This window comes from Colwellia sp. TT2012 (assembly GCF_001440345.1).
Lineage (GTDB): Bacteria > Pseudomonadota > Gammaproteobacteria > Enterobacterales > Alteromonadaceae > Colwellia.
Genome location: NZ_LJYX01000006.1, coordinates 176,716 through 190,725, shown reverse-complemented (window position 1 = coordinate 190,725; position 14,010 = coordinate 176,716). Strand labels below are relative to the sequence as shown.

The window sequence follows — 14,010 nt, the reverse complement described above, 5'->3', positions numbered from 1 at the left end:
ATGTACATTCAAGATACCTTTATTTGAACGAACATTCAACTACTATTTTGAATGCTTGTTCAAAATTAGGTATAATCATGGTATCGACAACATGAAGACAATAAATTAATGCGCAATGCTGAGTTTGATAGAGAAAAAGTACTAAGAGCAGCCATGAAAGCTTTTATGCATAAAGGTTATGCCAATACCAGTATGCAAGAGCTTAAAAAAGCCACCGGTTTACACCCTGGCTCTATTTACTGTGCTTTTGAAAATAAGCGTGGTTTATTGCTGGCTTCACTTGAACAATACCGTGTTGACCGAGCGACGGAATTTGAGCAGTTTTTTGCTAACTCAAACTTAACTCTGCTTAATTTAAAATCTTATCTTGATAATGTCGTTATTGAATGTATTAGCTGTGATAGTGCTCAGGCTTGTTTATTAACCAAGGCTTTGAATGAGGTAGCAGAACAAGACAGTGAAATTCAACAGGTAATTACGGCTAATTTATCGATGTTACAACAGGCGCTGGCGGAAAAATTTACCCAAGCTAAAACCGAAAAAAGTATTAGCACGGACAAAGATTGCGATCATCTAGCACGGTACTTTTTAATGGGTATCTATGGTTTAAGAACTTTTGCCCATACTCACCCTGAGGCGAAAATATTAGAACAACTTGCTGAGCAGCTTTATCATGATGTTTCTCAGTAATTTAAGTCATAAAAAACGCAATAACACTAGCGCTTAAAGAGGTTTTTAATTTATGAAAAATATCGTCTTTATCAGCGGTGCTACAGCCGATATTCAGTCTCAATGGCTAGCAATACTCAAGCAAGAATTAGTCAATGAAAGCATACTTTTACCTGAACAGATCAGTGACTCTCAAGCTAAAGATATCGACATTGCCATTGTGGCCAACCCAGAGGCAAAAGACTTGGCCCGATTCCCTAATTTAGTTTGGATACAAAGCTTATGGGCTGGGGTAGAAAAGTTAATCGCTGCCGTCGTTGACAAGCCAATAAAGCTGGTAAAGTTAGACGATCCGCAATTGGCAAAAACAATGGCTGAATCTGTACTGGCCTGGACCTTATATTTGCAAAAAAACATGGTCGACTATGCTCAACAGCAAGTCAATAAACAGTGGCAGCAGTTACCTTGTATAACATCTTCAGAACTGAGAGTCAGTGTCTTAGGGGCCGGCGCACTTGGCATTGCCGCTTTAGCTAGCCTTAAAAAATTAGATTACCAAGTGAGTTGTTGGAGCAGAACGCCAAAGCAGCTTCAGGGTATTAAAAATTACCTAGGCTCTGCTGGTTTACAAACAATGCTGAGTAAAACTGATATTTTAATTAATCTATTACCGCTGACTCCAGAGACTTATCACCTGCTTGATAAGGCATTATTAAGTAAACTTCCTCAGGGAGCAAAGCTAATAAATTTCTCTCGGGGCGCTGTTATTGATAGCGAAGCATTGTTGAAACTATTAGAAATTGGCCATATAGCTCATGCCGTGCTCGATGTATTTGAACATGAACCTTTAACGCCAAACGATGCCATGTGGGGTAACCCCAATATCACTGTCTTACCCCATATTTCAGCACCAACCAATATGCACTCGGCAGCAAAGGTTATTGCTAAGAATATAATAAGGTATCGTGAAAACAACATCATGCCCCATGCTGTAGATGTTCAGCGAGGATATTAGCCAATGCCAGTGTGGCTGAAGCAATAACTCTATTCTAGCGGCCTGGTCTTTATTCTTCTGCCGTATTCAGCGAGACAGCAAAGATTAACGATGGACGAACTTGAACCGTCACCCTTGAAATATCTAGGTGCTACAAGCAATGGTACAGATTGAATTTCAGGCACAAAAAAACCGACGTTAGAAGTCTGCTTGTTTCGTTATAGCCTTTGAAGAACAAGGGAGAGTGCTACCAGCGGTCGGACTCGAACAGCTCTGCGCCAGCCCAATAAATTCATTAGCTACTTTGGTGATTTACTACCCTAAGCTCGTACTTTAACCATTATCTATTTCACTTACAACTAACAGAATATTTTCCTTTCCTAATTCTGTAAATTTATATGTATCCGTCAAGTCACCGTCACGTGCAGTTAATTTTTCAACCAACTCCATAGACTCCAAAATCACACGTATAGATGATACATGCTGCTCACTTAAATTAGTTGATTCAATTCTTATACCCTTTGAGGTAAAGCTTTCAGGGAATGCTTGAACAATAGATTTTAGCAGTTCAACAACATAGGAAATATCTTTTTATGTATAGGATTATCAACCCGCTTATGAAGCATATCTGCCACTTTTTTGTTCATAAGGTAGCAACCCTTCTCAGAATTCAATTTTGCTATAAGTGACGAACCAAAAACATTATCCCCCCAAGACTTCAGCGTAGAAGAACTAGATGATTCAAGTTCATCAACAAAGTTCATCGTTACTATATTTTTTCACTGGTATTTTTCGTAATCTTTAGCATCGCAGATAGTTTTTCTTCAAGCTCTCTTTTTCTTTAATATGTTCTGCCGTTTTATCTCTCATGTACTCAAATAATGCTTGTTGCTCTTGCTTACTGATAGGTACCTTATTTTCTATAACTTTAGATGTAAACAGGTTCAAATGCTTATCTAGAAATATTCATACCAACGTAGACAAATTTGAAATGATAGGAAAAAACAAAATATATAGCACAGCAGCTAATGCGGGATAACACGTGAGCTTACGGCAGCATAGTTCAACTTCCATCTTTTGATCTGATTTAATGTACGCAACCTCTATTATTAGGATGCAATTATGTCACCCCCAGATCCATTATCAACGCTCGTTACTGTCTTTGAGTACTGGCGTAGCAATCGAAATGGCCGTCAAGTGCCAACACCTGTCATATTGCGTGAGCAAGCCATCGCATTACTCAATCATTATTCCTCTAGTCAAATAACATCCGCACTTAAGATCAGTGGTCGTCAGCTCAAACAATGGCGAAAGTGTGTTGCGTCCACCGAGACAAAACCGCAATTTGTTCATCTACCGATTTCCACCTCACCAACACAGTCTTCTGTAAAGGTTGAACGGTGCTTTGCCAGTGGTGATCAGATGAATTTATCGGGTGCAGTTAATGCTGAACTGCTCATTTCACTAATTGGCGCGATGTGATCATGAGCCACCTTACTGCCGATACCCATATATTGGTCGCTATTGTACCCGCAGACTTTCGTCAGGGTATTGATAGTTTAGCGACTGTCTGTCGTTCATAAACTCTTGGTCAACCCACGTTCAGGCACGGTGTTCGTTTTTATAAACCGCAATAAAACCATGGTGCGTGCGATAACGATCCCTTATGGGAAAAAACAGATCCACGCCAACGAATAAACAGCACAATATAAAGACTTAATTTTTCATTTTATCGGATCATAATGCCTGCAAAATCAACCTGTACCCAACACTGACTTTGGATAACCCGTGAGAAAACCTTTTACCGACATTGATGGCAAAGCATTTGAAGCGTTGATAACGCGCGTCAGCGAAGCCAAGGAAAATAATCTGGCGTTGAGTCCTGATGATTACCAGTTATTACTCGACGCATTGTTGACCTTAGCGACTACACAAACCCGTTTAAACCTGAGCAACATGTGATGGAGCGCCTTCGCTGTAATACCTGCGACGCTTACTTTACCGCACCACTACCGGCAGAGGTCTTAACCGATGGCACCGCTGGTCAAAAGTATGGTTATTCCGCACGCTCACTCATGGCGATTTACAAATATTTGGCCGGACTGCCTTTTTATCGACAGAGCAGTATTCAAAAGTTACTCGGGATCAAGATCACTGCATCAACAGTATTCGACCAAGTTGAGCTTGTTTGTAATGATATTTATCCGGTGGTCCAATTACTCTTCAATTTAGCGAGCGACGCTAAACATTATTATTTAGATGACACCACTAACCGTATTTTTGACGCAAAGCCGATAGAGAAAACAGTGCGTAACAGTGATAAAACGCGTCTACGATCAGGCGTTTATACCTCAAGTGTTATCGCGACACTGATGGATAATAAGCACATAGTCTTGTTCGAAATCAACATTGGCAATGCAGGAGAGTTTATTGACAGTATTTTACACAAACGTAGTCAATCATGCGCCAAACCACTTATCAGGAGTGATGCACTAGCGAGTAATCGACCGACGGGTCGCGATGTGACCATGTCATTGTGTAATGTCACGCCAGACGACAATTTGTTTATGTTATCAATTACTTCCCTGAGGAAGTTGAGCATGTACTCAAACGCTATAGTGAAATATGGGTCTTTGATGACTGCACGAAAGAAGAAAAGTTAACGCCGAGCGCAAGGCTGCTTATCATCAGAAACACTCAGCCCCCATCATGGCAGAAATAAAATCTTGGGGAGAAATCCATTTAGCTAATGAAACGGTTGAAGAAAACAGTGGTTTAGGCAAGGCTATTCGCTATTTTATCAAACACTATGTTGGCTTGAGTTGTGTTTTGCACCGTAGAGGGTGTAAAAATCGACAATAATCGCATTGAAGCGATGCTAAAAATCATCGTAAGAGACAGAAAAACGCGATGTTCCACAAAACTTTATTGGGTGCGACGATCGGCGATGTGATCACCTCTGTCATCGCGACGGGAAGTGAGGCGGGCATCAATGTATTTGACTACTTCACCACCTTACAACGAGAAAAAGAGCAAGTAAAAGCACACCCTGAAATTCACGATGTCACGCTATGCTGCCGTAAGCTCACGACATACTAACGACTTAAATTATTTTTAACCGAACGGTTTTAGTGAAGTTGTTAAGCATAATACTCTTCTGATTATGCTTACTTACGTTTTGCTCTTTACTTTGTTTACTAAAAAATATCTAACAATGCATATTTAAAGCTAGATGATTCGCAATCGCCTGACAGATTTTTTGTTTTTGATACTTCACAGCCCAATAAAATTCACCGCACGGATTGATTTCTAAAAATTTCAATTCCCCTTTTGGTGTTAAAATATAGTCCGCTGCTCCGTAATTAAGACCCAAATCTTTGGTAAGTGCGATCAACTTTTTCTCTTCATGTTCTGGTAGCGAGTAAGGAAACCAAGCTTCTAAAGTAGATGAACCTTTTTTACGCCAATCATAATTTTCGTCTTGAAATTTATTACTATCAATGGCTATACAAAACACCTTATCACCAACTACTGTGGCACGTAATTCTAATTCTTTGGCTAATGCTTGTTGAAACTGCATAGGGCAAAATTTTAATTCATCCAACTTTTCAAGATCTGATTCTTTAATTGGATTTGTATAAACTACACTTTCTTTGCCTTCACTGTAAATAGCAAAGGCTGTTTGCATTTTGCTAATGATGTCGCCGTTATGTTTATGATAAAAATCAACTACAGCTTGAGGGCTATTAGTAGTTAATGTGTCAGGAATGTCAATACCATGCTCACGTGCTTTGATTAACTGTAATTCTTTTGATGATGCACGTCGAATAGCCCAATAATCATCCATTTTAAACGCATCGAGCGCATCAAAGTAACCTAACAGAGTACGCTTTGATTCTTCAAAGCAAGTTTTTCTCGCTTGAGCCTCAATATCCTTAGGAAGGTCTCGGCCAGTATGAAATCTACGATACCAAATGGCACCAATATCAGAAAGTTTGTATTGCTCGCCATTTTCAATAGTTAATATTTGCTGATTTATATCTCCTTGGTAGGATTCAATTGTAATTTTAGTTGGAAATAAATCAGTATTAAACCTTACCGCTTTTATGCCTTGTTCTTTTAGAAAACCAGAAACTTCTTCAATTGAATTATTGTCATGACTATGGGTAATAATTAATACTATTTTATGCTGCATGTTTTTTTCCTTTCATTACATTATTATGAATACATTCTGCGATTTGTTCTGCAATAGGTAGGTCTAAGCTTTGCTGTAACATCCCCCACTCTCCGCAAGGGTTTACCTCTAAAAACACATATTCATTGTTTATTGATTTAATAAGGTCAAGTGCACCGAACTTTAAAGATAATCGATTCATTAGATGAGTTATTTTGTCGGAAACCTCCGTTGGTAGACAGTATTCTTGCCAAAAGAAATCATTACTATTGGCTCTTCGCCAATCAGGCTTGTTACTATCAGTTATAGCTGTAGTAGAAATTTTTCCAGTAAAAAAATGACCATCAACATAAATGACACGAAGTTCGTAAGCTTTTTCAATTTCTTGTTGAAATTGCATAGGGCATAGCTTCAAGCTTTCTAATTGTGATAAATGTTCTTCTTTAACTTTTGAGGTATAAACAAACGAGCTAGCTGATTGCATAAAATTTTTCAAAGGGGTCAGCATTTTACTAATGATATGACCTTGCTCTTGGTGGTAAAACTTCTCTACCTTTGTAGGATCATTGCTTAGTAGCGAATTAGGAATTATTAAGCCTACTTGTTTAGCTAAAAGTAATTGCAACTGTTTATTTTCCGCGCGTTGAATATCAAAGGGATAATCGATCCAAAATACTGATTCAAGCGCATACAAAATTGCATTCTTAGCTGCTGAGGCTTCTTTAGTTGCCTGCTTTAATAGATCACCAGAAAGTTCGCTAGTTAAATTAGCTTGCATATTTTTTCGAAAATATACCGCACAAAACTCATCAAGTTGATATGTTACTCCATCAACTGTCAGCTCTCCTGACACAACCTCATTACTCTGAAAAGCCGTTAGTTTAATATTAAGCGGGTATGAATCAGTATTCATCCGTACCATTTTCAACCCCTTCTTTGCTAAGCACTTCTCTATAAGTTGAGGTACATAAGAGTCTTTACTGTGAGTTAAAAAAAGCACATTAGTATTGTTCATAGTCATAATCTTTTAAATAGCTGATAAGTCGTTTGAAGAAAGAGCGGACAAACCGCTCAGTTAAAAAATTAGAATAATTCTGATTCAGCCCCTTCATCACCATCAGAAGGGTATTTCATTGTAACTTCTAACTGATCTTTACGTGGGTCGGTAATAACACAACCTCCATCGCCTGGAAGTATGCCGCCTGTTACTTGTTTAACATCTTGCTCTTCTAAAAAATTTGCAAAAAATGGTTTGTTCATTGTTTTTTCCTTTTAATATTAATGTCCGACGCTTACCCTATTTTGAGTATCTGTCGTGTAGTTGTTTGTTGGCTAATGTCGCTAAACGGGCCAATATAAGATTTAAAAAATTAGAATAATTCTAATTCTGCACCTTCATCACCATCAGAAGGGTATTTCATTGTAACTTCTAACTGATCTTTACGTGGGTCGGTAATAACACAACCTCCATCGCCTGGAAGTATGCCGCCTGTTACTTTTTTAACATCTTGCTCTTCTAAAAAATTTGCAAAAAATGGTTTGTTCATTGTTTTTTCCTTTTAATATTAATGTCCGACGCTTACCCTATTTTGAGTATCTGTCGTGTAGTTGTTTGTTGGCTAATGTCGCTAAACGGGCCAATATAAGATTTAAAAAATTAGAATAATTCTAATTCTGCACCTTCATCACCATCAGAAGGGTATTTCATTGTAACTTCTAACTGATCTTTACGTGGGTCGGTAATAACACAACCTCCATCGCCTGGAAGTATGCCGCCTGTTACTTTTTTAACATCTTGCTCTTCTAAAAAATTTGCAAAAAATGGTTTGTTCATTGTTTTTTCCTTTTAATATTAATGTCCGACGCTTACCCTATTTTGAGTATCTGTCGTGTAGTTGTTTGTTGGCTAATGTCGCTAAACGGGCCAATATAAGATTTAAAAAATTAGAATAATTCTAATTCTGCACCTTCATCACCATCAGAAGGGGCTTTCATTGTAACTTCTAACTGATCTTTACGTGGGTCGGTAATGACACAACCACCACCGCCAGGAGCAACACCAATCGGAAGCCCTTTATATGTACCGCCAGATACTTCTTTAACATCTTGCTCTTCTAAAAAATTTGCAAAAAATGGTTTGTTCATTGTTTTTTCCTTTTAATATTAATGTCCGACGCTTACCCTATTTTGAGTATCTGTCGTGTAGTTGTTTGTTGGCTAATGTCGCTAAACGGGCCAATATAAGATTTAAAAAATTAGAATAATTCTAATTCTGCACCTTCATCACCATCAGAAGGGGCTTTCATTGTAACTTCTAACTGATCTTTACGTGGGTCGGTAATGACACAACCACCACCGCCAGGAGCAACACCAATCGGAAGCCCTTTATATGTACCGCCAGATACTTCTTTAACATCTTGCTCTTCTAAAAAATTTGCAAAAAATGGTTTGTTCATTGTTTTTTCCTTTTAATATTAATGTCCGACGTTGACTCTATTGTTTGTCGTTATCGGGTTATATATCCATTGGCTAATGTCGCTAAACGGGCCAACTGCACTTTAAATTCATGTAGTAGTTAATACTTCACCTTGCTTACTTTAATAGTGGCTTGACACTCCGGTATTAAAATATTCAATAGTAATAAATAGCTAAAACTCTTATTTTCTGTCATTCGCCTATGATTCGACCAGGAGCATCTTCAACTAAAAAATCAAAAAAAACAAATAGTAAAAAAACAACATTGAAAACATTATAACCATTAAAAACAAATGATTAGCACAGAATATTATGAAATAAAACAATTGGATTAAGTTAAAATAAGAAAAGGTAATGAAGAAAAACATAAACAATATTAAAGCTTATCGATTAAGTTAACTTTCAATGCAATAAAAAAGGGGGTGTCTATAGTGCAAACGCTTTCAATAGCTATCTACTAAGCCTTTGCTAGTACAGATATCTCTGCAATAAAATTTTTCACGGCATACATTAATGGGCGTTAGGCTATAGCAAAACCTTAAAAAATAACTGTATTGCCACTATAACGATAATAAAAATCCCTTTAGAAAATACTGTGATGCTAAATAAATAGTAAAATAGCGCTATTATTTATTTACATCTGTGCCCATCGTTGCTATATTTTAGCTATTAATGTCCGATGAAATCGGTAGTTGATGTGGCTGGCTTTATGTCGCTAAACGGGAGGCCAGCCAATTTTTCATAATTCTTAGTTATAACCCCCTTCCCCAATAAATGCTAAAACTTAAAAACTTTGGTTTTAGCAGTAATCCTAACAATTAAATATACAAAAACCGTCAGCTTAACTACGTGAGTTTAATAGAAACACGCAAGCAGTGTTCATCAATAAAAAATCTGTAGAATTAAAACTTTATCTCGTCGAGTGACTGATTTTAGCAAACTTAAAACACATGTGGCTTGGCTATGCTTGAACGTGCTTAGCGAGTTGTGCTCTCGTCATGCTACTGGTGTTATATTGATTGTCACTTAACGAAGAACACTGACCAACAAAGTACGGGTAAATTCTGAACAGGTATTCAATATACTTTCGTTAATTAGCAAAGCATTATCGAAAATCACGACGTGAAAGCTATCATGATAATGCCGTCGCTGTGATTTTTTGATTACTATTGGAAAAGGTCGAGTTAGACTAAAAACGTTATAAAAAATACAGTTAGTGCAGAGTTCTTCAATTATATTCCACAACCTAATGATACAAAATAGTAATAATGACCTGTTTGCAATGAAGTGAAAAACAGTATTTTGAGAGACTTGATAGTATCTGATAAACGGGGAGTGAACCAAGCTAGTGAAGGGTGTTGATAATACGTTTACTATTAAATGAGGTAGATTAAATTTATAGCTATAGATAATTCCCTATAGCTATCACTAGCCAATTACCTCTGTAAGAAGGGTAATGTTAAGCGACCAAAATTCAACCGGGTGAATATAATGCTTATGGTAGTATTTTACAGCCACCAAACAAAATAATAATATCTAGATTATTATTTACGGCACCAATTACTGTTTTTAAATCTTGCTGTGTGAATTCTTTCATTATTAAAATACCTTATGTATTGAGCTGTTATTTAAAAAGCAGTTTTACCTATGGCTCATTTACACTTTACTTAATAATAATTACTGGGCCGGTAGGGGTACAAGAACCTCCACCTTTTTCTCCGGCCCATACTCCACCAACAATTTTTTGTAATTGCGCTTGATTTAAGTCTTTCATTTTACTTTCCTTTTAATGTCCGATATTTATTAAATTATATCGGTTTAGTTGTTTGTTGCCTTTGTCGCTAAACGGGACAACGATTGTATTTGTTATAACGATATTTTTATCAGCGATAACAAATTTTTTAGCTGGCTTTTCAAAGTACTTCAAAAAAGCCAACTCGAAATGTCTGGTGTTCTATCATATAAGCTATATTTAATGATTTAAGTCATTGAATGTTTAACGAAGGTGCTTTGGTATGTAAAATGGAATTGGAACTATCCCTTCAAACAAACCAATAAAAATACCGCCATTTACTTCTTGTACTTCTACGTTATTTAATTCTTTCATTTTATTTGTCCTTTTTAATGTCCGGTCCTTACTGATATGTAATTACCCGGTTCGTTGTTTAGTTGGCTTTAAGTTTTTGCTAAACGGGCCTACGGGTTATTCACATATGTGATAAATCTAAAACAGGTATTTATTAATAAAGTCTACAATGTATTCTATAGTCGGCTCTACAATACTCATACCACCATTAACATCTTGTACTTCTACGTAATTTAATTCTTTCAATTTACTTTCCTTTTAATATCCAGTTCTACACTTAGCAGTAATATAATTACCTGATTAGTTGACTTTAGGTTTCACTAATAGATTGGCTCAGTTCAAGCGCTTTATAGCTAATATTGGTTTAGGCTTATGGACGTAAAAAGACACAACCGCCATTACGAATAATTTGCTCTGCTGTTTGATCGGTAGCGCCTGCACCATTTACTTCTTGTACTTCTACGTTATTTAATTCTTTCATTTTACTTTCCTTTTATGTCCAGCTTTCATTTTTATGATCACGGGTAGTTTGTTTCGTTGGCTTAAAGTTTTGCTAAACGGGCCAACTGATTATTTTGAAGCGGCTTTTAGCTCAAAAAATTTATAGCGTAACTGTGTCAAAACCTTTAACAAAGCTAGCTATAAATATTTACTATTTAAAATAGCGCGCACATTACAATGAATTAATATATGAATAAAAAATAAATTACAATAGCAACAGTAACAACTGCCACTGCTGGATTCCCGCCGTTTACTTCTTCTACTGGCATGTTCATGATTATGTCTACCTATACAGTGTGTTTATATGTACAGTATAGTTCAATCCTGAGTTATCTGCATAGGCATGAAAATTTATAACCTAACTTTGAAAAAAATATCAATAAAGCTAGATACAGATATTTAATACATTTTTATGTATCCTAAATATATTAAAACACCAACAACAATTATTCCTGCAAATCCACCATTTACATTTTCTACTTCTACATTGTTTAATTCTTTCATTTTGTTTTCCTTTTATGTCCAGCTTTCATTTTTATGATCACGGGTAGTTTGTTTCGTTGGCTTAAGTTTTGCTAAACGGCCAACTGATTATTTTAAAGAGGCTTTTAGCTCAAAATTTATAGCGTAGCTGTGTCAAAACCTTTAACAAAGCTAGCTACAAATATTTACTATTTAAAATAGCGCACACATTACAATGAATTAATATGGTTCTGTTGTAGTTTAGTGTGGGTGAGTAAACAAGCGAGACGCATAAACCCATCCATGGGGCTCTACACAAGCATCCATGCTTGTGACGATCGCTTTTATCACATCACCAACACTCACTGTAAAATCAATAGGTTACGTTGTTAACAACAGCTAACTACAACACAGCCATTAATATACGTATAAAAAGTAAAATAGAATACCAAGAGTAACTATCGCTGTTGCTGGACTCCCACCGTTTACATTTTCTACTTCTACTTTATTTAATTCTTTCATTTTGTTTTCCTTTTTATGTCCGGTCCTTACTGATATGTAATTACCCGGTTCGTTGTTTAGTTGGCTTTAAGTTTTTGCTAAACGGGCCAACTGGCTCTTAAAGTGTATTCAGTAATTATATTCAAAACGTTCATTGCCTGATTTTTCTTGAAAATAATTTTTCACAAAATCAACAATGAATATTTACTTACCGCATCGCATAACCTATAGCGCTACCTATGACGAAAGCTGCTAAAATCATCATAACGCCGCCATTTACTTCTTGTACTTCTACATTGTTTAATTCTTTCATTTTATTTGTCCTTTTTATGTCCGGTCCTTACTGATATGTAATTACCCGGTTAGTTGTTTAGTTGGCTTTAAGTTTTTGCTAAACGGGCCAACTGACTCTTAAAGTGCATTCAGTAATGATATTCTAAACGTTCATTGCCTGATTTTAATTGAAAATATTTTCTCACAAAATCAACAATGAATATTTACTTACCGCATCGCATAACCGTAAGCAACTCCTGCGCAAAACGCTAAAGCGATTAAAATAACGCCGCCATTTACTTCTTGTACTTCTACTGTGTTTAATTCTTTCATTTTATTTATCCTGTTAATGTCCGGTCCTTACTGATATGTAATTACCCGGTTAGTTGTTTAGTTGGCTTTAAGTTTTTGCTAAACGGGCCAACTGACTCTTAAAGTGCATTCAGTAATGATATTCTAAACGTTCATTGCCTGATTTTAATTGAAAATATTTTCTCACAAAATCAACAATGAATATTTACTTACCGCATCGCATAACCGTAAGCAACTCCTGCGCAAAACGCTAAAGCGATTAAAATAACGCCGCCATTTACTTCTTGTACTTCTACTGTGTTTAATTCTTTCATTTTATTTATCCTGTTAATGTCCGGTCCTTACTGATATGTAATTACCCGGTTAGTTGTTTAGTTGGCTTTAAGTTTTTGCTAAACGGGCCAACTGACTCTTAAAGTGCATTCAGTAATGATATTCTAAACGTTCATTGCCTGATTTTAATTGAAAATATTTTCTCACAAAATCAACAATGAATATTTACTTACCGCATCGCATAACCGTAAGCAACTCCTGCGCAAAACGCTAAAGCGATTAAAATAACGCCGCCATTTACTTCTTGTACTTCTACTGTGTTTAATTCTTTCATTTTATTTATCCTGTTAATGTCCGGTCCTTACTGATATGTAATTACCCGGTTAGTTGTTTAGTTGGCTTTAAGTTTTTGCTAAACGGGCCAACTGGTTATTTACTTTTGGTAATATTCAATTTTTTATTTTTCAAGATGAAATTGAAAAATCAACTCAAGCTATTTATCACATCAATACGTATTAAATTTACCATTAACAAAATATGTTTCATTGTTAATTACGTTTGACGAGATGAATAATCTACTTAATTAAAATAAAAATCAAGGAACAAGTAAGTCAAAGTAAAATACAATAAAATACAATAAAATACAATAAAAACAAAATGATACATCAGAACCTTATGGCTAAAAACAAACTATTACATCAACAAATAAGAAATACGAATGAAGGCTAAGTAAAGAAATAGACACAGATTAAAAAAACAACTTATTACTATCAAGAGTGCTTAACTGTGTGTCAAAAAAAATTAAGGCTTAAAAATATAACCCTTTGTGATAATTTAAACTTGCATACGCAACGTCTGAAAATAGTAGAACGAGTATTATTGAGTGTTTGTTGTACTTAACAACTTGCATTGGTAATAAACAATAACCCAACGCCTCTATTAAATAGCTTGGTTAAAACTTCCTATAAAGCATGGAATTTCCTGCATAGTCCCTGGTTAAATCTTCTATAGTGCTGCTAACAGAGAAAAATAAATCTATGACGTTATGCAAATAATAAAAAATTAATAAGGTTACTGAGAACCGGTAAGGCTTGGGGGAAACTTGAAAGGTATAAGTCTTTTATTGTCCACATTTATTACCTTTTATATTTGGCAATTTAAAAGGTAATGAGTATACGTTGATTATCGGCAGTAATTACTTCACTCAATTTAAACGATAGCTACCCCATTGAAATATGGTTGATTAGATATCATGGATATGCCAATGAAGTTAATTGAAAACTGAAACAT

Annotated in this window: 18 protein-coding genes; 7 read left to right on the top strand and 11 right to left on the bottom strand. The window is 35.8% G+C overall.

The features are described from left to right. Positions 1-108 precede the first annotated feature (108 nt). The 7 genes from ASU03_RS02590 to ASU03_RS21010 all read left to right on the top strand — a co-directional run bounded on the left by ASU03_RS02590 (position 109) and on the right by ASU03_RS21010 (position 4,762). Entirely contained in the window at positions 109-690 is a 582-nt protein-coding gene (locus ASU03_RS02590) for a TetR/AcrR family transcriptional regulator (RefSeq protein WP_057830336.1), read from the top strand. A gap of 52 nt (positions 691-742) precedes the next feature. Continuing rightward, positions 743-1,684, top strand: coding sequence for a 2-hydroxyacid dehydrogenase (locus ASU03_RS02585; RefSeq protein ID WP_057830335.1), 942 nt, complete (start codon positions 743-745; stop codon positions 1,682-1,684). A gap of 1,101 nt (positions 1,685-2,785) precedes the next feature. Beyond that, positions 2,786-3,145 (top strand): hypothetical protein, encoded by a 360-nt coding sequence (locus ASU03_RS02575; protein WP_057830333.1) that lies wholly within the window; start codon positions 2,786-2,788, stop codon positions 3,143-3,145. Positions 3,146-3,451: 306 nt separating this feature from the next. Next, positions 3,452-3,625, top strand: coding sequence for a hypothetical protein (locus ASU03_RS21025; RefSeq protein WP_197411179.1), 174 nt, complete (start codon positions 3,452-3,454; stop codon positions 3,623-3,625). After that, positions 3,625-4,326: an IS66 family transposase gene (locus tag ASU03_RS21020; protein ID WP_057830332.1), complete on the top strand. Its 702-nt coding sequence runs from the start codon at positions 3,625-3,627 to the stop codon at positions 4,324-4,326. The genes ASU03_RS21025 and ASU03_RS21020 overlap by 1 nt, the downstream gene beginning before the upstream one ends. Next, complete coding sequence (locus ASU03_RS21725) at positions 4,304-4,525, top strand: IS66 family transposase (RefSeq protein ID WP_197411205.1); 222 nt, start codon at positions 4,304-4,306, stop codon at positions 4,523-4,525. Before ASU03_RS21020 ends, ASU03_RS21725 begins: the two co-directional genes overlap by 23 nt. 48 nt (positions 4,526-4,573) lie before the next feature. Continuing rightward, a complete protein-coding gene (locus ASU03_RS21010) occupies positions 4,574-4,762 on the top strand; it encodes a hypothetical protein (RefSeq protein ID WP_197411178.1) in 189 nt (62 codons plus the stop codon). Positions 4,763-4,871: 109 nt separating this feature from the next. Here ASU03_RS21010 and ASU03_RS02565 read toward each other — a convergent pair whose 3' ends face one another. The 11 genes from ASU03_RS02565 to ASU03_RS19655 form a co-directional block, all read right to left on the bottom strand. After that, entirely contained in the window at positions 4,872-5,858 is a 987-nt protein-coding gene (locus ASU03_RS02565) for an MvdC/MvdD family ATP grasp protein (protein ID WP_057830331.1), read from the bottom strand. Further along, positions 5,848-6,852: an MvdC/MvdD family ATP grasp protein gene (locus tag ASU03_RS02560; RefSeq protein WP_157465795.1), complete on the bottom strand. Its 1,005-nt coding sequence runs from the start codon at positions 6,850-6,852 to the stop codon at positions 5,848-5,850. The genes ASU03_RS02565 and ASU03_RS02560 overlap by 11 nt, the downstream gene beginning before the upstream one ends. A gap of 68 nt (positions 6,853-6,920) precedes the next feature. After that, positions 6,921-7,097, bottom strand: a complete 177-nt coding sequence (locus tag ASU03_RS19685; RefSeq protein WP_082627110.1) for a microviridin/marinostatin family tricyclic proteinase inhibitor — start codon at positions 7,095-7,097, stop codon at positions 6,921-6,923. A 110-nt stretch (positions 7,098-7,207) separates the two neighbouring features. Then, positions 7,208-7,384 (bottom strand): microviridin/marinostatin family tricyclic proteinase inhibitor, encoded by a 177-nt coding sequence (locus ASU03_RS19680; protein WP_082627109.1) that lies wholly within the window; start codon positions 7,382-7,384, stop codon positions 7,208-7,210. Positions 7,385-7,494: 110 nt separating this feature from the next. Next, entirely contained in the window at positions 7,495-7,671 is a 177-nt protein-coding gene (locus ASU03_RS19675) for a microviridin/marinostatin family tricyclic proteinase inhibitor (protein WP_082627109.1), read from the bottom strand. A gap of 110 nt (positions 7,672-7,781) precedes the next feature. Further along, entirely contained in the window at positions 7,782-7,982 is a 201-nt protein-coding gene (locus ASU03_RS02555) for a microviridin/marinostatin family tricyclic proteinase inhibitor (RefSeq protein WP_057830329.1), read from the bottom strand. Between the two features lie 110 nt (positions 7,983-8,092). After that, positions 8,093-8,293, bottom strand: coding sequence for a microviridin/marinostatin family tricyclic proteinase inhibitor (locus ASU03_RS02550; protein WP_057830329.1), 201 nt, complete (start codon positions 8,291-8,293; stop codon positions 8,093-8,095). Positions 8,294-11,298: 3,005 nt separating this feature from the next. Further along, positions 11,299-11,403, bottom strand: a complete 105-nt coding sequence (locus ASU03_RS19670; protein ID WP_082627108.1) for a class IIb bacteriocin, lactobin A/cerein 7B family — start codon at positions 11,401-11,403, stop codon at positions 11,299-11,301. A 960-nt stretch (positions 11,404-12,363) separates the two neighbouring features. Then, positions 12,364-12,468, bottom strand: coding sequence for a class IIb bacteriocin, lactobin A/cerein 7B family (locus ASU03_RS19665; protein ID WP_082627107.1), 105 nt, complete (start codon positions 12,466-12,468; stop codon positions 12,364-12,366). 188 nt (positions 12,469-12,656) lie between these two features. After that, positions 12,657-12,761, bottom strand: coding sequence for a class IIb bacteriocin, lactobin A/cerein 7B family (locus ASU03_RS19660; RefSeq protein WP_082627107.1), 105 nt, complete (start codon positions 12,759-12,761; stop codon positions 12,657-12,659). A gap of 188 nt (positions 12,762-12,949) precedes the next feature. Continuing rightward, positions 12,950-13,054 (bottom strand): class IIb bacteriocin, lactobin A/cerein 7B family, encoded by a 105-nt coding sequence (locus tag ASU03_RS19655; protein ID WP_082627107.1) that lies wholly within the window; start codon positions 13,052-13,054, stop codon positions 12,950-12,952. Positions 13,055-14,010 lie beyond the last annotated feature (956 nt).

Coding starts and splice junctions, on each gene's coding strand:
- ASU03_RS02590 (WP_057830336.1), top strand. CDS start 109: ATGCGCAATGCTGAGTTTGATAGAGAAAAAGTACTAAGAGCAGCCATG.
- ASU03_RS02585 (WP_057830335.1), top strand. CDS start 743: ATGAAAAATATCGTCTTTATCAGCGGTGCTACAGCCGATATTCAGTCT.
- ASU03_RS02575 (WP_057830333.1), top strand. CDS start 2,786: ATGTCACCCCCAGATCCATTATCAACGCTCGTTACTGTCTTTGAGTAC.
- ASU03_RS21020 (WP_057830332.1), top strand. CDS start 3,625: ATGGAGCGCCTTCGCTGTAATACCTGCGACGCTTACTTTACCGCACCA.
- ASU03_RS21010 (WP_197411178.1), top strand. CDS start 4,574: ATGTTCCACAAAACTTTATTGGGTGCGACGATCGGCGATGTGATCACC.
- ASU03_RS02565 (WP_057830331.1), bottom strand. CDS start 5,858: ATGCAGCATAAAATAGTATTAATTATTACCCATAGTCATGACAATAAT.
- ASU03_RS02560 (WP_157465795.1), bottom strand. CDS start 6,852: ATGAACAATACTAATGTGCTTTTTTTAACTCACAGTAAAGACTCTTAT.
- ASU03_RS19685 (WP_082627110.1), bottom strand. CDS start 7,097: ATGAACAAACCATTTTTTGCAAATTTTTTAGAAGAGCAAGATGTTAAA.
- ASU03_RS19680 (WP_082627109.1), bottom strand. CDS start 7,384: ATGAACAAACCATTTTTTGCAAATTTTTTAGAAGAGCAAGATGTTAAA.
- ASU03_RS19675 (WP_082627109.1), bottom strand. CDS start 7,671: ATGAACAAACCATTTTTTGCAAATTTTTTAGAAGAGCAAGATGTTAAA.
- ASU03_RS02555 (WP_057830329.1), bottom strand. CDS start 7,982: ATGAACAAACCATTTTTTGCAAATTTTTTAGAAGAGCAAGATGTTAAA.
- ASU03_RS02550 (WP_057830329.1), bottom strand. CDS start 8,293: ATGAACAAACCATTTTTTGCAAATTTTTTAGAAGAGCAAGATGTTAAA.
- ASU03_RS19670 (WP_082627108.1), bottom strand. CDS start 11,403: ATGAAAGAATTAAACAATGTAGAAGTAGAAAATGTAAATGGTGGATTT.
- ASU03_RS19665 (WP_082627107.1), bottom strand. CDS start 12,468: ATGAAAGAATTAAACACAGTAGAAGTACAAGAAGTAAATGGCGGCGTT.
- ASU03_RS19660 (WP_082627107.1), bottom strand. CDS start 12,761: ATGAAAGAATTAAACACAGTAGAAGTACAAGAAGTAAATGGCGGCGTT.
- ASU03_RS19655 (WP_082627107.1), bottom strand. CDS start 13,054: ATGAAAGAATTAAACACAGTAGAAGTACAAGAAGTAAATGGCGGCGTT.